Here is a 19592-nt window from a genome sequence, read left to right on the forward strand (position 1 = left end):
GATCCGCTATGGCGGAATGCTTTCCATAACTGAGGGTTATTGATCGATGGATGTGAATATTGCTCTGCGCACGTTTGTACGCACAGTCGAAACGGGATCGCTCACCGCTGCAGCGCGCGATCTTTCGATCACGCAACCCGCCGTGACAAAGCATCTGCGAAATCTCGAACACCACGTTCAAGCGCGGCTCTTGGAGCGCACGTCGCGTTCGCTTCGGCTCACCGCGCACGGAGCGGCGCTCTACGAAACGAGCCGCAACGCTCTCGCGGACATCGATGCCGCCATCGAAGGTGTGCGTCGCCAGACAGGCCGCATCGAAGGCAAGCTGCGCATTCATGTGCCGTCGTGTCTTGGCACGCGCTACTTTCATCGCTTCGTGATGGAATTCAAGCAGCGGCACCCCACCGTCTCTATCGATCTCATCCTCGACCATCGCCAAGCCGATCTGCTGCTGGAGAATTTCGACCTCTCGGTTGTTTATGGCAAACCGACCGGACAGGATCAGATCGCGCGGCGCATCGGCTTCGTGCGGCGTATCATCGTGGCATCGCCGGATTTCCTGCACCGGACCGGCAAGCTCAATATCAAAAAGCTTTCCGAGGTCGACCTCGTCGCCACCACGACGATCTTGTCGCCCCGCGGCTTGCTGCCGCTATTGCACAAGGGCCGTTCAATAGCTGTGCCGGTTCGCCCCGCACTAAAGACCAACAATGCCGAAGTCTTGATAGCGAGCCTCAAAGGCGGCCTAGGCCTCGGTCCAGTACAGCAACTGTTGGTTTCGGATGCCCTCGCGGACGGCAGCCTCGTCCACGTGCTCCCCGATTACGAGGTGAAGCCGACTGAAGCCTTTTTGGTCTACCCGACGGCCAAATTCTTGCGTCCGGCCGTCCGCTCGTTCGTCGACTACGCAATGCCGAAACTGCGCGCGATCGAAGGGATCGACCAGCGCGCTAGTGCTTAAATCCCAGCTGCCGTAGCACGTCGTCGACCGCTTTGTTGACGCGTTGGGCGCGCGTGAGTTCACCCTCTTTGGCTTCCGGGTCGACGAGGTCCAAACCGACCGTGATGACGCGGCCGTCGGTGACGCGGTCCGCGATCAATTCGATCGACCCCAGATGCACGCGATCGTTCTCAACAGGGTGATCGATCTGCGATGCGAAGAAATCCGCCAATGTCATGTTACGCTCGTCACTGGGCACGTCGACGCCGTAGATCTCGGCGAGCGCCGCCAGCGTCGCGTCGCCCGGCACGTAAAAATCGCCGAGCAAGCGTGAATCCGGCGAAGCCGGCGCCGGCGCGTTGACGAAGAAGCGATCGAGCGCCTGCGCTTTTTCGGGCGGCGCCAGGAAGTAGACGTAGTCCTGCTCGCGGATCGGCCCCGCCTCCTCTACCGAATGCACCCGCTCGTCGCGCACGACAAGCATCAGCTTCGCCCAAGACGGGATAAGCCCCTGCCGCCGGAACAGACTATTCGGCGTCACCGCATAACCGACAAGCTCTTGCTCCAACTGCCCCGGCAAATCGAGTTCGACGCGGCGCGGCGCCGTATCGATACGCGGCAGCGATACGCCGAGACGGTTAGCCGCGAAGGTGAGCGACCAGCCTTGCACCAGTAGCGAAACCAGCACGACGACGAAAGCGACATCGAAATAGATCGTCGCTTTCGGCATCGAGACGAGCAGCGGGATCGATGCGAGGAAAATGCCGACCGCGCCGCGCAACCCGACCCACGAGACGAACACCTTCTCGCGCCAGGAGAAGCGGAATGGCTGCAGGCAGAGGAAGACGGCAGCCGGCCGCGCGACGAACATCAGCGTCACCGCGATGACGGCGGAGGCGAGCAGCGTCTCCGGCAAGCGGCCTGGCCAAACAAGAAGGCCGAGGATCACGAACATCACGATTTGCGCCAGCCACGTCACCGCATCCATGAAAGTGATGACCGTGTTGTGCGCGCGCGTCGGCCGATTGCCGACGACGAGTCCCGCCGCATAGGCCGCCAGATAGCCGGAGCCGTGCAGCAGGTCGGTCACGCCGAACACCACCAGCGCGCCGGTCGCGACGAAAGGAGCGTGCAGGCCCTGCGGCAGGTCGAGACGGTTCAGCACCCAAACGATCAAGCGGCCGCCGACGACGCCGATGACACCGCCCAACACGAACTCGATCGAGAGTTCGCCGGCGACCTTCAGCCAGGACGCCGTGCCTCCGCCGCCCTTCACCAAAATCTCGACCAACATGATCGTCAAGAAAATCGCGAACGGGTCGTTGGTGCTGGACTCGACTTCGAGCGTCGCGCCGACACGGGGGCGCAGACGCAGACCGCCCGCATGCAGCAGGAAGAACACGGCGGCAGCGTCCGTCGATGCGATGACGGCGCCGATGAGCAGCGATTCGATCCATCCAAGCCCGAGCATGTAGCTCGCGACCGGCATGACGATCGTCGCCGTGATCAGCACGCCGATCGTCGCCAAAAGGCCGGCAGGTCCGAGCACGCTGCGGAAGGTCGTCATGCGGGTGCGCAGCCCGCCGTCGAACAGGATCAGCGCCAGCGCCACGATGCCGACCGCATAAGCCGTGCTGACGTCGTTGAATTTGATGCCGCCGATGCCCTGTTCACCCGCCGCGATGCCGATGATCAAGAAGATGAAGAGCAATGGGGCGCCGAAGCGCATCGCGATAAGGCTCGAGAGAATGCCGGCCAGCACCAAAACCGCGCCCAACAGCACCGTTAGGCTGACGGCGTCGATCGATGCCATTCCGTATTCTTTCCTTTGCTCAGGGCCCGGCCACGGCGGCCATCTCTTCAATGCGACAAATCTGGCCCACGATGCAACGGTTCATGTCAACCAAAGCAAAGCTTTCGTGAAAAATGCGGCGATAAGCGCGTAGAAAAATGAACGGCGAACGCCTAACTAGAAGAAACCCGTCCTTCAACCGATCTAACCTTCGGAGTTACTGCGCCGCATGGAGCACCACACGCCGCTTATTTCCACGATTGTCGTCGGCTTGGTGTTGGCGTTTCTCCTCGGTGCTGCAGCGCAGCGGATCAAAGTCTCGCCCCTCGTCGGCTATCTCTTGGCGGGTGTCGCCATGGGGCCTTTCACGCCGGGCTTCGTCGGCGACCAGAACCTCGCCAATCAGCTCGCCGAGATCGGCGTCATTCTGCTGATGTTCGGCGTCGGCCTGCACTTCTCGCTGAAGGATTTGCTCTCGGTCCGGGCTATCGCGATCCCGGGCGCTATCGTCCAGATGGGCGCGGCGACGCTGCTCGGCCTCGCCCTCGCCTGGGCGCTGAAATGGCCGCTCGGCGCCGGCATCGTCTTCGGCCTCGCTCTTTCGGTCGCCTCCACGGTCGTGCTGCTCCGCGCGTTGCAGGAGCGCCGCCTGGTCGAAACGGACCGTGGCCGCATCGCCGTCGGCTGGCTCATCGTCGAAGACCTCGCGATGGTGCTCGCCTTGGTGCTGATCCCAGCGCTCGCCGGGCTCCTCAAGGGCGAAGGCATCACGGCCAGCACCAACGACATCATCATTCAGGTCGGCCTGACGCTGACCAAGGTCGCCGTCTTCGTCGGCTTGATGCTGGTCGTCGGCCGCCGCGTTATCCCGTGGACATTGCACTACGTCGCCCATACGGGCTCGCGCGAACTCTTCCGATTGTCAGTGCTCGCGATAGCGCTCGGCTTCGCATACGTCGCCGCAACGCTCTTCGGCGCATCCTTCGCGCTCGGCGCGTTCTTCGCCGGCATGGTCCTCGCCGAATCCGAGCTCAGCCATCGCGCCGCGCAGGAATCGCTGCCGCTGCGCGACGCCTTCGCGGTTCTGTTCTTCGTCTCGGTCGGCATGCTGTTTGATCCGATGGTCGTCGTGAAGGACGCGCTGCCGGTGCTCGCGACGGTCGCGATCATCGTCGTCGGCAAGTCCCTCGCTGCCTACGCGATCGTGCGTCTCTTCGGCCATTCGCAGATGACGGCGTTGACTATTTCGGCCAGCCTCGCGCAGATCGGCGAATTCTCCTTCATCCTGATCGGCCTCGGTGTCAGCCTCGCGATCTTGCCCGAGCGCGGGCGCGATCTCGTGCTCGCGGGCGCGATCATCTCGATTATGCTGAACCCGATCCTATTCGTGCTGCTCGATTGGTTCACACAGCGCGAAGCGGCGAAAAGCGACGCCGGCGCGGCAGAGGCGCAGCAGGAACAATCCCGCGCCGAAGTCCCGGTCACGAAGCTCACTGACCACGTCGTGCTGGTCGGCCATGGCCGCGTCGGCCGCGCGATCAGCCAGGAACTGATCGACCGCAAAATCCCGCTGCTCGTCATCGAAGCCGGCGAGAAGGCGACGCAGAAGCTCAAGGAAGACGGCGTCGAGGTGATCAACGAAAACGCCGCCGACCCCGTCGTCGCCAAAGCCGCCAATTTCGGCCATGCGCGCTGTCTGCTGGTCGCGATCCCGGATGGCTTCGAAGGCGGACAGGTCGTGCAGCAGGCGCGCAACATCAACGAAAATCTGCCGATCATCGCGCGCTCGCACTCGGACGATCAAACGCAGCACCTGCGCAAACTTGGTGCATCGCGCGTCATCATGGGCGAGAACGAGATTGCTCGCGCGATGTTCGAAGACGCGCGTTCCCTCGGTGCCGATACGGCACCGACGCATGTCGATAGCTGGCTCGACGATGGAGCGACGCTGTCCGAAGTCGAGGGCGGCGCCAAAACCGTGGCGGCCAAAGCCGACCCGCCCGCGACAACGCCTTAGAAGTTCACCTTATCGCCGCCTTTGAGCTGCAGGATTTCGCGCGCCTCGTCCGGCGAGGCGATCTCGAGGCCGAGACCCTCGATGATCTTGCGCACGTTGGTGACCTGCTCGGCATTCGACTTCGCGAGCTTGCCGGGGCCGATCCACAGCGAGTCTTCGAGCCCGACGCGCACGTTGCCGCCCATCGCGGCCGCCATCGCGGCAATCGGCATCTGATTACGCCCGCCGCCGAGCACGCTCCAGCGATACTCGTCGCCGAACAGGCGATCCGCCGTGCGCTTCATCATCATCACGTCTTCCGGATGCGGCCCGATGCCACCCAGAATGCCGAACACCGACTGAATGAAATACGGCGCTTTGATCACGCCGCGATCCGCAAAGTGCCGCAGCGTATAGAGATGGCCGATGTCGTAGCACTCGATCTCGAAGCGCGTGTTGTTGTTCGCGCAGGTCGTCAGGATGTTCTCAATGTCCTGCAGCGTGTTCTTGAAGATGCGGTCACGCGAGCCTTCGAGATACGGCTTCTCCCAATCGTGCTTCCATTCTTTGACGCGCGGGATCATCGGGTAGAGCCCGAAATTCATCGAGCCCATGTTGAGGCTCGCGACCTCCGGCTTGAAATGCGCGGCAGGACGCAGGCGCTCCTCGACCGACATCGTCGGCGCGCCGCCTGTCGTGATATTCACGACGCAGTTGGAGCTCTGCTTGATGACCTTGAGGAACGGCTCGAACGCTTCCGGCGATTGATCCGGCCGGCCATCCTGTGGATTGCGCGCATGCAAATGGACGACGGCAGCGCCGGCTTCAGCGGCGCCGATCGCGGCGTCGGCAATTTCCTGCGGTGTGATCGGCAAATGCGGCGACATCGACGGCGTATGGATCGCGCCGGTGACCGCGCACGTGATGATGACTTTACGGCTCGCCATGTTCTTCTTCCTTCCGGTCAGCTATCCGCTTGTGATGACTTATGTGCCGCGAGCGCGGCGAGGCGCTTGTCGCGCCAGGCCATGCGGGCTTCGAGACGTTCGCGATCGGGCGCAAGCCCCCATTGCTTCAAAATGCTCTCGACATTTTCGCCCTCGAACACCGACGCCTTCGCGGGCTCGGCCTGCAGGCGGCGATAAAAGCCGGTGTAGCGCGCGCAGTAATCCGCCATCCCGCCCGGCGCATTGAGGTCGATGGTCTCGAACGGCCCCATGAACGACCAACGGAGCCCGAGCCCATCCTTCAGCGTCTTGTCGCAATCCTGCGGCGAAACGTAGCCTTCGCCGACGAGGCGGAACGCCTCCGCGAGCAACGCGCCCTGCAGGCGATTGAGGATGAAGCCTTCGATCTCCTTGTTGACGACGATCGGCACCTGCCCGATCTGTTCGTAAACCGCTTTCGCGCGCGCAATCGTTTCCGGAGAGGTCCACGGCGCGCCGACGAGTTCGACCAGCGGGATCAGATGCGGCGGGTTGACCGGATGCGCGACCAAGCAGCGCGCGCGGCCCTTCAGATTCTCGGTGTATTTGCTGGCAACGATCGCCGACGTCGACGACGCCAGCACGACATGCGGCGCGGCAAGTTCGTCCATCTCGGCGAAAATCATGATCTTCGCTTCGAGAACCTCCGGCGTGTTCTCTTGCACGAAGTCCGCGCCTTGCACGGCCTCAGCTACAGAGCGTGCGACAGAGACCCGCGCGGCCGCCACCTTTGCGTCCTTTACGAGACCGTGCCGCGCTTGCTCTTCGAGCCCCTCGCCGACGAGTTTCAGCGCAGCTTCGGCAGCGCCCGGCGCCGCATCGTAAAGTTTTACGTTCCAGCCCGCGCGAGCGAACACACTCGCCCAGGCGCGGCCGATCAATCCTGAGCCGATCATCGCGGCAGTGGGCATCAGCAACCTCTCTTGGATGTCAAACTACAACCACAGCACCTTGCGGCGAAGGTCAAGGTCGTCGCGCAGCGCTTTCGACTCGCCGGTCCACGTGACGGAACCGCGCTCCAGAACGACGGTACGATCCGACAGCGCGAGCGCCAGATCGAGATGGTGATCGACGATGATGAGCGCGATATCGCGGCGTAATTTGTCGAAGGCTTCGAACAGTTCCTCGGTCACCGCGGGAGACAAACCTTCAAACGGTTCGTCGAGCAGCAGCACGCGCACGTCGCCGGAAAGTGCTCGCGCCACCGCAACCATCTGCTGCTCGCCGCCTGAGAGATAATCCGCCGGCGTATTCCAGCGCTCTTTGATGCGCGGGAAGATTTCGACGATGCGGTCCTCGTCCCAATGAATGCCGGCGCCCGTGATGCGCTTCAGTCGACCGAGTTCAAGATTCTGCGCGACCGTCATCCCGGCGAAGAGCCCGCGCCCTTGCGGGACAAAGCCGATGCCGGCGCGCGCAATGGCATCGGCTGGCTGCCCTTTGATTTCCTTGCCGGCGAGCGTGATCGTGCCGTTCTGCGGCGGCGCGATGCCGACCAGCGTTTTCAGCAACGTCGATTTCCCGGCGCCGTTGCGGCCGAGCAGCGCGACAATCTCGCGCTCGTGCACCTCAAGCGAGGCCGCATTGAGGATGTGGCTCTTGCCGTAGAACGTATCAACGCCCTGCATCGACAATAGCGTCGCTGTACCGGCTGCCGACTCACGCGTCTTCGCCGCGACGGCAGAAGAGCCCGAGCCGATGTAAACTTCACGCACTTTATCGCTGCTGCGCGCATCCTCGACGGTGCCGTCAACCAGCACAGCGCCTTCGTTCATCACCGTGACGCGGTCGGCAAGCTGGAACACGCGATCGATGTCGTGTTCGACCATCAGCACCGGAATTTCCGCCGACAGTGATTTGATGATCCCGGCAACGCGCGTTCGCTCTGCGGCCGCGAGACCGGCGAGCGGCTCGTCGAGCAGCAGCACGCGCGGGCACGTCGATAGCGCGAGGCCCATATCGAGCAACCGCTGTCCACCGTAGGACAGCGACGCGGCTTCCGCACGCTCGATGCCCTTGAGGCCGAGATACGCCATCAGCTGCGTCGTCTCGGTGTTGACGTCGGCAAGATCATGCGCCGGCTTCCAGAAGCCGAAGCGCGACGGACTGCGCGCCTGCACGGCGAGCCGCATATTCTCTTCGATCGGCAAGCCGCCGAACAGATTGGTGATCTGGAACGAGCGGCCGATGCCGGCGCGCGTGATGTCCTCAGGGCGCAAGCCTGCGATGGATTTGCCTTCCAGCGTGATCGTGCCCTGATCCGGTTTGTAGAACCCGGATAGCAGATTGAAAGCCGTCGTCTTGCCGGCACCATTCGGCCCAATCAGACAATGCAGCGTGCGATCCGCCACCGCGATGCTCACGCCGTTGACGGCGCGAAGTCCGCCGAAGCTCTTGTGCAGATCCTTCGCATCAAGCACGACGCCACTAGAGGGCTGACGCGCGAAGCTATCGGGCAGCGGTAGCCCGGCTGTGATCTGCCGCGCCGACATCGCGGCATCTTCGGTGACGACTTTGCGGAACGGCCGCAGCAGTTGCCCCGCAACACCGACGAGCCCTGTCGGCGAGAAGACGATGAAGCCGACAAACAGCAGGCCGAAGTAGAACAGCCAATGCGGAGTCCAGATCGACAGGAACTCGCGGAACAGGATGAAGAACAGAGCGCCGAGAGCCGGCCCCAGGAAACTGCGCATACCGCCGATAACGACCATGGCGACAAGTTCGCCCGAGAACGCCACCGCAAGCGGCTCCGCCGAGGCGAAGCGATGGTTGAACACCGAGAGCACGCCGGCGAGACCGACGATCGTCGCCGAGAGAACGAAGCCGATCAGCTTGTAGCTGTTGGTCGGATAGCCGACGAAGCGCGCGCGCTGCTCGTTCTCGCGGATCGCGACCAACACGGTACCGATTGGCGACGCGTGGAAGCGCCACAACAGATACGTCACGGCGAAGCCGACAACAGCGACGACCGTGTAGTAATTTGCGTCACGTTCGAGGTTGAAGCCGAACACTGTCGAGCGCGTGATGTTGCCGAGTCCGCTCTCGCCCCCGGTGAAATCGGTCCAGCGATACGCAACGGCAAACAGGAGCGCGGTAAGCGCAAGCGTCAGGAGCGAAAAATAGACGCCGCGACGGCGCAAAATAAGCGCGCCCGCCAGCACCGATGCAACCGCGATGAAGACGATCGCGAATAAGATCGGCAGCACGACGTCATTCGGAAACCAGTACTTCTGGCTGAGCGCCGCCGCGTAAGCACCAAGGCCGAACCAAGCGCCGTGACCAAAAGAGACAAGATTCGTATGGCCGACGAGAATATTGAGACCCAGCGCCGCAATCGCCACGACGACGAGATCGATCGACGTGCGCATCGGCAGGCCAATGCGATCCAGGACAAACGGCAATGCGACCAGCGCAGCGGCCGTGATGATGAGGGGCGTATAGTTGCGGCGCATCACTCGAATCTCTCGATGCGCTCGCCGAACAACCCGCGCGGACGCACCAACAGCACCAGCGCCATCAGCAGATACATCGACGCTTCACCCCACGACGGGTTGAAGTAAATCGTCACGCCCTTGACGACGCCGACCAACGCGGCCGCAGCGATGACGCCCCAAAACGAACCCAAGCCGCCGATCACAACGACGACGAACGCCGATGTCAGGATTTCCGCGCCCATCGCGGGATGCACGCCCGAGATCGGCGCCAGCATCACGCCGGCAAGACCCGCGAGACCGATGCCGAGCGCCGCAATCGCTGTCATGTAGGGCGACAGCGAAATGCCGAGTGCCGCGACCATATCGGGATTCTGCACGCCGGCGCGCACGACGCGGCCGAAGGCCGTGCGATAAACGATGAACCACGTCGCCGTAACTGCGAGTGTCGCGATGCCGAGCACGATCACGCGGTAGCGCGGATAGATGAAGTCGCCGAGAAAGATTTGCCCGCGCAATTCGGGCGGGATCGAGAACGGCTGCGGCGATGCGCCGAAGATGATGCGCAAGCCCTGCTCGATCACCATCGCAAGCCCGAATGTGAGCAGCAGGCTGAGGATCGGGTCGGCGCGATAGAAGCGGCGGAACAGCAAGCGCTCGATGACGACGCCGAGCATCGCGACGAGCAGCGGCGACAACACGAAAGCCGGCGCAAAGCCGAGGCGCTGTGTCAGCACCACAGCGGCGTAAGCGCCGATCGCGTAGAAGCCGCCATGCGCGAGATTGACGATGCCGCCGAGCGAAAAGATAAGCGATAGCCCGAGCGCGATCAGCAGGTAATACGCGCCGGACAACAGGCCGTTCAGAACTTGTTCAAGGACGAAGACGAATTGCACGCCGCAAACTCAAAGCTGGAAAAGGAACACCCTCCCGCCCTGGGCGGGAGGGTAAGCGCAACGCGTTACGCCGGCATCTTGCAGGCGCCATCCTTCGGCGGCGCGAGGACTTCGAGATCCTCGCCCGGCGCCGGCACGGTGCCGAGCGCCTCGTAGATGTCCCACTGATCCTTTTGCTTCGACGCTTCCTTCGCGCGGACCGCGTACATCTCCATGATCATCTGGTTGTCGTAAGGCCGGAAGTAGCCCTCGCGCGACTTGCCGATGTCGAACTTCGCGCCTTTGCGTAGATGCTCCGAGAGCTTCACCGACTCGTTCGACTTCATTTCGTTCATCGCCTGCGCGGTGAGCTTGAAGGCGTGATAGTCGCCCCACGATTGGTTTTCCGGCGGCTTGCCGTACTTTTTGGTGAACGCCTCGACGAACTTCCTCGAGCTCGGCGTGTCGACGAGGTGATGCCACGGCAGAGGCCAGATGCCGGCGAAATTGCCTTTGCCGGCGCCCCACGCCACGACAGTATCGAAGCCGAAACCGCCGATCGGGAACGGCAGGCCATATTCGGCATATTGCTTGATGAAGTTGGTGATCTGGTTGCCGGCGAGATTCGACGCAACGACGTCCGGCCGCGCCTGACGGATCTTGAGAAGATACGGCGAGAAGTCGGTTGCATCGGTCGGCACGAGTTCATCGCCAACCAATGTGCCGCCATGCTTCTGCAGGAAGCCGCGCGCGACGCGCGAGAGATCGTGACCGAACGCATAGTCGGCCGTCAGCGTGAACCACTTCTTCCCCTTCACGAGATTCTCGCGCAAGAAGTAGTTGCCAGCCGTCTCGACATACATCGAGTTGGCGGCCTCGATGTGGAACATGAAAGGATTGCAGTTCGCGCCGCGCAGCGCGTCCGAGTTACAGCCTGTATTGATGAAAACGGTCTTGAGCCGGTTTGCGACTTGGCCGATCGCGAGGCCAGAAGCTGACGAGATTTCGCCGATGATCATCGAGACCTTGTCGCGCTCGACCAACCGCTCGGCCTTCGACGATGCGGTCTGCGGATTGACGGAGTCTTCCAGCACCAGCTCGACCTTGCGGCCCATGATGCCGCCGGCAGCATTCACTTCCTCGGCCGCGAGCTTCACGCCCATCACGGCATATTCGCCGACCGGGCCCAAGAAGCCGGTGAGCGGCGTGAGGTGACCGATGCGGATCACATCCGACTGCGCGCGCGAGATTGCCGGCATGCCGACGCCGCCGAGCAATGCCGCGCCGGCGGCGCCCTTGATCAGCGAACGGCGAGAAACTCTGTGGATCATTTCAAATCCTCCCTGGGCGTCTTGTCCCTAGACTTGTTCTTGCTCGGGCGCTTTTCGCGCTCTCGACGTTTCGTCACGCTTGCCGTGAACTGTGATCACAGATACCGTGACGTCTTCCATTTGGCAATACCGTCAGGAGCAACTTCGTGAAACCGCAGGCACGGCGCAACCCCGCTAGCGGAGAGACGCTGGGCGAGAGCGTCAACGCGAGCCTGCGCGAGCGCCTGATCGGCGGCGAAGTGTCGCCCGGCGAAAAGCTTTCGATCCGCGCCGTCGCTGAATCGCTCGGTGTCAGCATGACGCCGGTGCGCCACGCCGTTTCGCGGCTGGTTGCCGAGAACGCGCTGGAAGTTCTGCCGAAAAGCGCCGTCCGCGTGCCGCCGATGTCCCTCGAGCAGTATCGCGAACTCACCACCGTGCGCCTCGCGATTGAGGGAATGGCGGCCGAGGCCGCCGCAAAAAACCGAACCAAGGCCGACATCGCACGGATCAGCGCCGCAGACGCCGCCTTCCGCCGTCAGCAACGTGCGGCGCGACCGGATCTCGGCGCGGCGGTACGCACCAACAAAGATTTTCACTTCGCGGTTTATCGCGCATCCGCAATGCCGACGCTTGTGCGGATTATCGAAGGCCTATGGCTGCGCGTCGGGCCGATCATCAATCTCGATCTGCGTTCGAGCGCGATGCGTCTGCGCGCGCACGTCGCCGAACAGCACCACGCGGCCGCGCTCGCGGCGATCGAACGCGGTGACGCGAAAGCCGCTCGCGCCGCGATCGTCGCCGATATCGCAGGCACTGCGCGATACATCGAACAACAAAATTGGCTGACCGAAGATTAGGGAGAAGCGATCCGTGGACATGGGAATCAGCGGCCTGCGCGTGCTCGTCACGGCAGGCGCGAGCGGCATCGGCCGCGAGGTCGTTCGTGCCTTCATCGCGGAAGACGCCAAGGTGCACACCTGCGATGTCGACCGAGATGCACTCGCGGCGTTGAAAACAAGCGATCCGAAAGTTACGCAGTCCGTCGCGGATGTCTCCGATCGCGATCAGGTCTCGAAACTTTTCGATGATGCGCTCAAAGCGCTCGGCGGTCTCGATGTGCTCGTCAATAACGCCGGCATCGCGGGACCGACCGGGAAGATCGAGGACATTCATCCGGACGATTGGGACCGCTGCCTCGCGATCAACATCACGGGTCAGTACAATTGCGCGCGGCTTGCCGTGCCGCATCTGCGCCAGAGCCAAAACGCATCGATGGTCTGCGTGTCATCACTCGCCGGCCGGCTCGGCTTCGCGATGCGAACACCCTACGCAGCGGCGAAATGGGCCGTCGTCGGCCTCATGAAATCGCTCGCTATCGAACTCGGCGAAGACGGCATCCGCGTCAACGCGATCCTGCCGGGCGTCGTCGAGGGCGATCGCCAGGAGCGCGTGCTGCAGGCGAAAGCGCAAGCGCGCGGCGTCTCCTTCAATCAGGTGCGCGACGAAGCGCTCGCCGCCGTCTCGATGCACACGATGGTAACGCCGCAACAACTCGCCGACATGATGGTGTTCCTCGCCAGCCCCCGCGGCCGCACGATCTCGGGTCAAGCCATCTCGATCTGCGGCGACACCCAGATGTTGGCTTAACCGGGCAGCAAAAAACCGCCGCTCCCGCAAGGAAGCGGCGGCTCCATTTAGTGCGACGAACTCGCGCGCAAGCGTTGTTGCTCAGCGCCGTAAGCTCGAACCGAATCCCTCAGGCGTCAGTGGACGCTGACGGCTTGCAATTCGTGCTGGAACGCGCCAGCGATCGCCGACTCGCGGCTATCGGTCAGCATAATAGGCGTTCCATCTGCTGCGTTCAGCGTGAAAAGCTGCACGCCCGGCTGGATATCCGGAGCCTGCGGGAACAGGCTCTTCACGTCTTCGGAGCGAATTGCCTTCACGTAGGCGATGCTGCCATCGCCGAGGTGCTGCAGTGCTTCCTGTGTCAGAACATTTGTCATGGCATTCTCCTAACAGTCAGTCGCGAAACTCGTTCCCCGCGTTCACTTGCCCTTCCCCGTGTCCCCGATGGTAATCGACCGTACGATCCGCTCCGGTTCGGGGCGGGCGAGGTCGACAGCAAGGAGACCGTGGTTGAGGTCAGCCCCCAGCACGTCCATTCCATCGGCGAGGACAAAAGTGCGCTGGAACTGCCGCGCCGCGATTCCGCGGTGCAGGTATTCCCGCTGCTTGTCGTCGACTTGTTTGCCTCGGATGACGAGCTGGTTCTCCTCCACCGTGACGTCGAGCTGATCTCGGGTGAAACCAGCCACCGCCAGGGTGATACGCAGCCGTTCGGGGTTCGCCCCATCGCGCGGAAGGCGTTCGATGTTGTAGGGCGGATAGCCGTCGGCAGCTTTGCTGACGCGGTCGAGCGCTCGCTCGATCTCGTCGAAGCCCAGAAGAAACGGACTGGATAGCGAAGAAATTCGCGACATCTCAAAGTCCTTGGCTTTAAGCGACTTTGGACTAGGGTCCTTAACGGCACCCCAACGACCGACCTGCCCGAAGGCTGCTCCGGTCACCACTCAATATGGTGGGTTCTGCGGGCCCCGCAAGAGCCTCCGTTTAGCCAGCAAAAACAATCGGTTGACAAAAGAGTGTCCAGGCCGCCTCGCGCCGAATATTTCTTTCCCTCGACGCAACGCGCGCGATCGAAAGCACCATATGATATTGCATATAGCATCATTTGATGCCATTCTGGGCTATGGCTGCATCGACAACCACCCCTCTCGCCACTGATTCGTTAACGGCGAGACCGCCGCAAACTTTTGCGAGCGAGGACGACCGCAAGCGCCTGACGCCGACCGCGCTCGAGGCAGTCCGAAACCTCGCCAAATCGTGGGACGTCACCGGCGACGAGATGGCCGCTTTGCTTGGGGTCTCCTCCAGCACCTGGGATCGCATCCGAAGCGCGTCCTGGCGACAATCGTTGTCGCAAGATCAGCTGACTCGCGCGTCCGCGATGATCGGCGTTTTCAAAGGTCTCCATCTTCTCTTTGCCGACGGCATGGCCGACCGCTGGATCAAATTGCGCAACAGCGGGCCATTGTTTTCCAACCGCTCACCCATCGAAACCATGATCGAAGGCGGCATCCCGGCGATGCTCGAAGTCCGCCGCTACGTCGACGCACTGCGCGGGGGCTTGTGACGACCCTACCCTTCCCGGTGACGCGCATTGCGTTCGAACGAACCGTCCGGCTCGTCTCGTCGGCGCGGCTGCGCGATCCCGTTTTGCTCAAGCTCGTCGACCAAGCTTCGCTCACCGATCTCGCCGAGATCGAAAGCGCAACAAGCGGCCGCCTTCTCACGCAACATCGAACGATGCCCGGTCTCCTCGCATCCGGCTTTCCGCACGCAAATTTTGTCAACGCGGCCTTCGCTTATTTTCGGCCGCGCGATCTCAATCGCTTTAATGGCACGGACCAAGGCGCGTGGTATGCGGCGCTGAGCGTCGAAACCTGCCAGGCCGAGGTCGAATATCATCTCACACGCGAGCTCACGCGCGTCGGCGAGTACAACGCCACGGTAGAGTATGCTGAAATGTTTGCGAGCTTCGCAGGCGAATTCGTCGACCTACGCGGCGTTGTGCCGAAACCCGAGTGCCTCGATCCCGATACGGCGATCGGTTATCCGGCCGGCAACGCTCTCGCCGCGATCACGCGCGCCGCGCATCACAACGGCATCGTTTATCCGTCTGTCCGGCACACGAGCGGCACGTGTCTTGTCGCGCTATGGCCGTCTGCAGTTCAGTCCGTCGCGCAGGGACAAGTCTTACGCGCCGTATGGTCCGGCGCGCCGAAACCAAACTGGACCGCTGCCTAAACGTCGAGGCGCTTCGATCCATCGGTGCTGAAGAGGTGCAACTTCTCGCGCTTTGCGATCGCCGTAATCTTCGTCCCGATCGCCGGCACGATCTGCCCCGGCGTGCGCACGATGACATCGCCGCCGCGTCCGAGCGTTCCATAGACGAAGCTTTCCGGCCCGACGCGCTCTGCCGCATCGACCGTCAGCGGCAACGTCAGACCGCCATGCGGCGCGGCTTCGCCGATCTCGAAATCTTCCGGACGCACACCGAGGATAGCGCCTTCGGCCGGCACATTGATGCCGGAGACTAGCGTGCCGAGATCGGCCGCCGAGAGCTTCAGCAGATTCATCGGCGGCGCGCCGATGAAGGTCGCGACGAACGTCGTTGCGGGCTTCTCGTAGATCGCGAGCGGATTACCCATCTGCTCGACGCGGCCGCCATTCATCACGACGAGCTGATCCGCAAGTGTCATCGCTTCGAGCTGATCGTGCGTGACGTAGATCGACGTCGTCTCGAAGCGGCGCTGAAGTTTCTTGATCTCAACGCGCATCGAAACGCGCAGCTTCGCATCGAGATTCGACAGCGGTTCGTCGAACAGGAACGCCTTCGGCTGCCGCACGATCGCGCGCCCCATCGCGACACGCTGGCGCTGGCCACCCGAGAGCGCACGCGGCTTGCGTTCGAGGAACGGCTCGATCTCAAGGATCCTCGCCGCGTCCTTCACCAGCTTGTCAATCGTGTCCTTCGGCGTTTTCCGATTGCGCAGTCCATACGCCATGTTGTCGTAGACGGTCATGTGCGGATAGAGCGCATAATTCTGAAAGACCATCGCGATGTCGCGCTCGGATGGCTCGATGTTGTTGACGACGCGGTCGCCGATCTTCACTTCGCCCGACGAGATGGTTTCGACGCCAGCGACCATGCGCAACAGCGTCGACTTACCGCACCCAGATGGGCCGACGAGCACGCAGAAGGAGCCGTCCGGAATATCGAAGGTGATCCCCTTCACGGCTTCGAAGCCGCCGAGATAAGTCTTGCGGACGTCTTTGAGGGTGATTTCAGCCATTCACTTTTCCGTCTCGACAAGACCACGCACGAACAATTTCTGCATCAGGATCACGACAGCGACCGGCGGAATCATCGCGAGCATCGCGGTCGCCATCACGATCTGCCATTCGGTCAAAGCATCCGACGTCACGATCATCTTCTTGATGCCGATGACGATGGTCTGCATGTCGTCGCGCGTCGTGATCAGCAACGGCCAGAGATATTGATTCCAGCCGTAAATGAAGAGAATGACGAACAACGCCGCCATGTTGGTGCGCGAGAGCGGCAGCAGCGTATCCTTGAAGAAGCGGAACGGGCCTGCCCCATCGATACGCGAGGCTTCGACGAGCTCATCCGGCACCGTCATGAAGAACTGCCGGAACAGAAGCGTCGCGGTTGCCGACGCGATGAGCGGCAACGCGAGACCCGCGTAACTGTCGAGCAATCGTAGGTCAGATGCGACCTGATAGGTCGGGAAGATACGCACTTCGACCGGTAGCATCAGCGTAATGAAGATCAGCCAGAACGCTGCCATGCGGAACGGAAACTGAAAGTAGACGATCGCGTAGGCCGACAGCAGCGAGATCAGAATTTTGCCGAACGTAATCGTCAGCGCCATGATCAAACTGTTGAGCAACATGGTCCCGACCGGCTCGCGGGTGGTGCCGCTCGTGCCGACGAAAATCGTGCGGTAGTAGTTTTCGAAGAAATACGGTCCAGGCGTCAGAGGCATCTGGCCGTTGGAGATGATCGTCGGCTCGTGCGTCGACGCGACGAACGCGAGATAAACCGGGAACGCTACGATCGCGATTCCGATCCACAGCACCGCGTGCGGGATGAGATTGCCGAAGCGATTGTTCTCGACCATCAGCGGCTCCCGCCGGTTTGCGGAAGGAGTTGCATCAGTACGTCACCTTGCGCTCGATGTAGCGGAATTGGATGGCCGTGAGCCCGATTACCATGATCATCAAAATCACGGATTGCGCCGCTGACCCGCCGAGATCGCCGCCGAGCTTGCCGTCGTGATAGACTTTGTAGACGAGCGTCTCGGTCGCCTTCGAAGGACCGCCCCCCGTCATCGCATCGATGATTCCGAACGTGTCGAAAAACGCGTAGACGATATTGACAACCAACAAGAAGAACGTCGTCGGCGACAGCAGCGGGAAGATGATCGTCCAGAAGCGACGCGTCGGTCGCGCGCCGTCGATCGCCGCCGCTTCGATCACGCTTCGTGGGATCGCGGCGAGACCGGCGAGGAAGAACAAGAAGTTGTACGAAATCTGTTTCCACGTCGACGCCGCGATGACGAGCGTGAGCGCATGATTGCCGTTGAGCAGAGGATTCCAATCGACGCCGAGATCGCGCAGGCCTTTGGCGAGAATGCCGAGAGAGGGTTGGAACATGAATGCCCACAATACACCGGCGACGGCGGGCGCCACGGCGTATGGCCAGATCAGCAGCGTGCGATAGATGCTGCCGCCGCGCATCGGCTTGTCCGCCATCACGGCCAGTAGCAGCGCTATCGAAAGCGACGAAAACGAAACGGCTGCCGAGAAGATGATGGTCGTCCAAATGGTTCGATAATATTCGGGCTGCGCGAGCAACTCCTTATAATTCTCGAACCAGACGAACCGCGTCGACAAACCGAACGCGTCCTGCAGCAGAAACGACTGCCACACCGCCTGGCTCGCCGGCCAGTAGAAGAAGATCAGAACAACGGCGAGCTGCGGCGTTAGCAGCGCATACGGCAGCCATTTGTGACTGAAGATCGCGCGCTTCATTCCCGTATTTCCACTGTGCCTGCGCCTCCCCTCAGGCTGTCTTCCCGGCCAAGCCTGCGTACGCGGAGCGACGCAGGCGCGAGCCGGGATCCATGTATCACCGGGATTCAAGGTTCCCGGATCGGCCGCGCCGTCTGACGACGGCTTGCCGTCCGGGATGACAGTTATTGGGCGTGGCGGACCACGCCAAAACTAACGCGAAACCTGACGTTCGAACTGGCGCAGCATCGTGTTGCCACGCGTGACTGCATCGTCGAGTGCCTGCTTCGCCGACTTCTTGCCGGCGAGAGCCGCTTCGTATTCCTCGGCCCAAACGTCGCGCAGCTGAACCATGTTGCCAAGACGCAGGCCGCGCGAATTCTCGGTCGGCTCTTTGTTGGTCAGCTCGAGCAGCGGCGTTTCGAGATACGGCGCGTCCTTGTAGTAGCCACTATCCTTCGTCTTCTGATACGCCGCCTTGGTAATCGGCAGATAGCCAGACGACTTGTGGATCTCGACCTGGCGGTCGGTGTCCGACAGGAACGTGAAGAACTTCGCGACGCCCTTGTATTCGTCGGGCTTCTTGCCGCCCATCACCCACAGCGAAGCGCCGCCGATGATCGAGTTCTGCGGTGCGCCCTTCTGGTCCGGGTAGTACGGCATTGGCGCGGCGCCGAAAGCGAACTTCGCATTTGCCTTCACGTTGCCGAAGAAAGCCGACGACGTCAGGAAGATCGGGCATTCGCCGGCCGTGAAGCGGCCTTCGCCCGTGTTGGTGCGCCCCGAATAATCGTAGGTCTTGTCCTTCTGCAGCTCGACCAGTGACTCCAGATGCTTCACATGCAGAGGGCCGTTGAAGTTGAGAACGGTGTCGAAACCATCGAGGCCGTTCGCCTTCGTCGACAGCGAGACGTTATGCCAAGCCGAGAGCTGCTCGGTGTTGACCCAGGTCACCCACGCATTGGAGAAGCCACAGGTCGCGTAGCCTGCCGCCTTGAGCTTCTTGGCGGCTTCAAACGTTTCCGGCCAAGTTGCCGGCGGCTTTTCGGGATCGAGGCCAGCCTTCTTGAAGGCATCCTTGTTGTACCACATCACGGTCGACGACGAGTTGAACGGGAACGAGAGCATCTCGCCCTTCGACGTCGAGTAGTAACCGGTGATCGCCGCCAGGTAGTTCTTCGGATCGAACGATTCTCCGGCATCCTTCATAAGCTGGTGAACGGGCTTTACGGCACCGGTCGCTGCCATCATCGTTGCGGTACCAACTTCAAACACCTGCATCATGTGCGGTGCATTGCCGGCGCGGAACGCCGCGATGCCGGCATTCATCGTGTCCGGATAGCTGCCTTTGTAGGTCGGGACGACCTTGTACTCTTTCTGCGAGGCGTTGAACTCGTCGGCGAGTTTGACGATGACCGCGTTATTCGCGCCCGTCATCGCGTGCCACCACTGCAATTCGATCGGCGCCTGTGCCAAAGCGGCGCTCGCCGAAATGGCGACGGCCGAAACCCCGAGCGTGAAACTGCGGATCATCTCTTAGTCTCTCCCTGAAGCATTACCGCCGGTCGGCGGGCCACGAACGCGCTAGCAACGGGTTGC

At 62.0% G+C, this 19592-nt stretch carries 18 protein-coding genes; 6 read left to right on the forward strand and 12 right to left on the reverse strand.

What is annotated here, in order from left to right; genetic code table 11:
• The first annotated feature begins 46 nt into the window (after nt 1-46).
• A complete protein-coding gene (locus GJW30_RS21215; protein WP_096358354.1) occupies nt 47-961 on the forward strand; it encodes a LysR family transcriptional regulator in 915 nt (304 codons plus the stop codon).
• Here the strand turns inward: GJW30_RS21215 and GJW30_RS21220 are convergent.
• Nucleotides 951-2753 carry a potassium/proton antiporter gene (locus tag GJW30_RS21220; protein WP_096358355.1) on the reverse strand — a complete coding sequence of 601 codons (1803 nt, stop codon included), beginning with the start codon at nt 2751-2753 and terminating at the stop codon, nt 951-953. The two genes, GJW30_RS21215 and GJW30_RS21220, sit on opposite strands and share 11 nt — an antisense overlap.
• 208 nt (nt 2754-2961) lie before the next feature.
• On the opposite strand from GJW30_RS21220, the gene ybaL reads away from it, so the two are divergent.
• Nucleotides 2962-4749, forward strand: a complete 1788-nt coding sequence (gene ybaL / locus GJW30_RS21225) for a YbaL family putative K(+) efflux transporter (protein WP_096358356.1) — start codon at nt 2962-2964, stop codon at nt 4747-4749.
• Here ybaL and kce read toward each other — a convergent pair.
• From kce to GJW30_RS21250, 5 genes are all read right to left on the reverse strand, one after another.
• Nucleotides 4746-5675: a 3,5-dioxohexanoate:acetyl-CoA acetone transferase gene (gene kce / locus GJW30_RS21230; protein WP_096358357.1), complete on the reverse strand. Its 930-nt coding sequence runs from the start codon at nt 5673-5675 to the stop codon at nt 4746-4748. The two genes, ybaL and kce, sit on opposite strands and share 4 nt — an antisense overlap.
• Nucleotides 5676-5692: 17 nt before the next feature.
• On the reverse strand, nt 5693-6625 hold the full coding sequence (locus tag GJW30_RS21235) for a 3-hydroxyacyl-CoA dehydrogenase (RefSeq protein WP_096358358.1): 933 nt from the start codon (nt 6623-6625) through the stop codon (nt 5693-5695).
• A gap of 24 nt (nt 6626-6649) precedes the next feature.
• Nucleotides 6650-9166 (reverse strand): branched-chain amino acid ABC transporter ATP-binding protein/permease, encoded by a 2517-nt coding sequence (locus GJW30_RS21240; RefSeq protein WP_096358359.1) that lies wholly within the window; start codon nt 9164-9166, stop codon nt 6650-6652.
• The gene (locus GJW30_RS21245) at nt 9166-10041 is read right to left on the reverse strand and encodes a branched-chain amino acid ABC transporter permease (protein ID WP_096358360.1); all 876 of its coding nucleotides are present in this window, start codon (nt 10039-10041) and stop codon (nt 9166-9168) included. Before GJW30_RS21245 ends, GJW30_RS21240 begins: the two co-directional genes overlap by 1 nt.
• 65 nt (nt 10042-10106) lie before the next feature.
• Nucleotides 10107-11351, reverse strand: a complete 1245-nt coding sequence (locus tag GJW30_RS21250) for an ABC transporter substrate-binding protein (RefSeq protein WP_096358361.1) — start codon at nt 11349-11351, stop codon at nt 10107-10109.
• Between the two features lie 146 nt (nt 11352-11497).
• On the opposite strand from GJW30_RS21250, the gene GJW30_RS21255 reads away from it, so the two are divergent.
• The gene (locus GJW30_RS21255) at nt 11498-12190 is read left to right on the forward strand and encodes a GntR family transcriptional regulator (RefSeq protein ID WP_096358362.1); all 693 of its coding nucleotides are present in this window, start codon (nt 11498-11500) and stop codon (nt 12188-12190) included.
• A 13-nt stretch (nt 12191-12203) separates the two neighbouring features.
• On the forward strand, nt 12204-12980 hold the full coding sequence (locus GJW30_RS21260; RefSeq protein WP_096358363.1) for an SDR family oxidoreductase: 777 nt from the start codon (nt 12204-12206) through the stop codon (nt 12978-12980).
• A 116-nt stretch (nt 12981-13096) separates the two neighbouring features.
• Here the strand turns inward: GJW30_RS21260 and GJW30_RS21265 are convergent, their stop codons facing one another.
• Complete coding sequence (locus tag GJW30_RS21265; RefSeq protein WP_096358364.1) at nt 13097-13339, reverse strand: BQ00720 family protein; 243 nt, start codon at nt 13337-13339, stop codon at nt 13097-13099.
• A 42-nt stretch (nt 13340-13381) separates the two neighbouring features.
• Nucleotides 13382-13816 (reverse strand): Hsp20 family protein, encoded by a 435-nt coding sequence (locus tag GJW30_RS21270; RefSeq protein ID WP_096358985.1) that lies wholly within the window; start codon nt 13814-13816, stop codon nt 13382-13384.
• Nucleotides 13817-14085: 269 nt separating this feature from the next.
• Between GJW30_RS21270 and GJW30_RS23055 the strand changes: the two genes are divergently transcribed.
• Nucleotides 14086-14529 (forward strand): antitoxin Xre-like helix-turn-helix domain-containing protein, encoded by a 444-nt coding sequence (locus tag GJW30_RS23055; protein ID WP_096358365.1) that lies wholly within the window; start codon nt 14086-14088, stop codon nt 14527-14529.
• Complete coding sequence (locus GJW30_RS21280; protein WP_096358366.1) at nt 14526-15203, forward strand: RES family NAD+ phosphorylase; 678 nt, start codon at nt 14526-14528, stop codon at nt 15201-15203. The genes GJW30_RS23055 and GJW30_RS21280 overlap by 4 nt, the downstream gene beginning before the upstream one ends.
• On the opposite strand, the gene GJW30_RS21285 is transcribed toward GJW30_RS21280, so the two are convergent.
• The 4 genes from GJW30_RS21285 to ugpB all read right to left on the reverse strand — a co-directional run bounded on the left by GJW30_RS21285 (nt 15200) and on the right by ugpB (nt 19430).
• On the reverse strand, nt 15200-16252 hold the full coding sequence (locus GJW30_RS21285; RefSeq protein ID WP_096358367.1) for a sn-glycerol-3-phosphate import ATP-binding protein UgpC: 1053 nt from the start codon (nt 16250-16252) through the stop codon (nt 15200-15202). The genes GJW30_RS21280 and GJW30_RS21285 overlap by 4 nt on opposite strands.
• Nucleotides 16253-17101: a sn-glycerol-3-phosphate ABC transporter permease UgpE gene (ugpE, locus tag GJW30_RS21290; RefSeq protein ID WP_096358368.1), complete on the reverse strand. Its 849-nt coding sequence runs from the start codon at nt 17099-17101 to the stop codon at nt 16253-16255.
• Nucleotides 17102-17135: 34 nt separating this feature from the next.
• The gene (gene ugpA / locus GJW30_RS21295) at nt 17136-18014 is read right to left on the reverse strand and encodes a sn-glycerol-3-phosphate ABC transporter permease UgpA (protein WP_096358369.1); all 879 of its coding nucleotides are present in this window, start codon (nt 18012-18014) and stop codon (nt 17136-17138) included.
• A gap of 192 nt (nt 18015-18206) precedes the next feature.
• On the reverse strand, nt 18207-19430 hold the full coding sequence (gene ugpB / locus GJW30_RS21300) for a sn-glycerol-3-phosphate ABC transporter substrate-binding protein UgpB (protein ID WP_430727184.1): 1224 nt from the start codon (nt 19428-19430) through the stop codon (nt 18207-18209).
• Between the last annotated feature and the right edge of the window lie 162 nt (nt 19431-19592).

This window comes from Variibacter gotjawalensis, assembly GCF_002355335.1.
Classification (GTDB): Bacteria; Pseudomonadota; Alphaproteobacteria; order Rhizobiales; family Xanthobacteraceae; genus Variibacter; species Variibacter gotjawalensis.

Coding starts and splice junctions, on each gene's coding strand:
- GJW30_RS21215 (WP_096358354.1), top strand. CDS start 47: ATGGATGTGAATATTGCTCTGCGCACGTTTGTACGCACAGTCGAAACG.
- GJW30_RS21220 (WP_096358355.1), bottom strand. CDS start 2,753: ATGGCATCGATCGACGCCGTCAGCCTAACGGTGCTGTTGGGCGCGGTT.
- ybaL (WP_096358356.1), top strand. CDS start 2,962: ATGGAGCACCACACGCCGCTTATTTCCACGATTGTCGTCGGCTTGGTG.
- kce (WP_096358357.1), bottom strand. CDS start 5,675: ATGGCGAGCCGTAAAGTCATCATCACGTGCGCGGTCACCGGCGCGATC.
- GJW30_RS21235 (WP_096358358.1), bottom strand. CDS start 6,625: ATGCCCACTGCCGCGATGATCGGCTCAGGATTGATCGGCCGCGCCTGG.
- GJW30_RS21240 (WP_096358359.1), bottom strand. CDS start 9,166: ATGCGCCGCAACTATACGCCCCTCATCATCACGGCCGCTGCGCTGGTC.
- GJW30_RS21250 (WP_096358361.1), bottom strand. CDS start 11,351: ATGATCCACAGAGTTTCTCGCCGTTCGCTGATCAAGGGCGCCGCCGGC.
- GJW30_RS21265 (WP_096358364.1), bottom strand. CDS start 13,339: ATGACAAATGTTCTGACACAGGAAGCACTGCAGCACCTCGGCGATGGC.
- GJW30_RS21270 (WP_096358985.1), bottom strand. CDS start 13,816: ATGTCGCGAATTTCTTCGCTATCCAGTCCGTTTCTTCTGGGCTTCGAC.
- GJW30_RS23055 (WP_096358365.1), top strand. CDS start 14,086: ATGGCTGCATCGACAACCACCCCTCTCGCCACTGATTCGTTAACGGCG.
- GJW30_RS21285 (WP_096358367.1), bottom strand. CDS start 16,252: ATGGCTGAAATCACCCTCAAAGACGTCCGCAAGACTTATCTCGGCGGC.
- ugpE (WP_096358368.1), bottom strand. CDS start 17,101: ATGGTCGAGAACAATCGCTTCGGCAATCTCATCCCGCACGCGGTGCTG.
- ugpA (WP_096358369.1), bottom strand. CDS start 18,014: ATGAAGCGCGCGATCTTCAGTCACAAATGGCTGCCGTATGCGCTGCTA.
- ugpB (WP_430727184.1), bottom strand. CDS start 19,430: ATGACGGGCGCGAATAACGCGGTCATCGTCAAACTCGCCGACGAGTTC.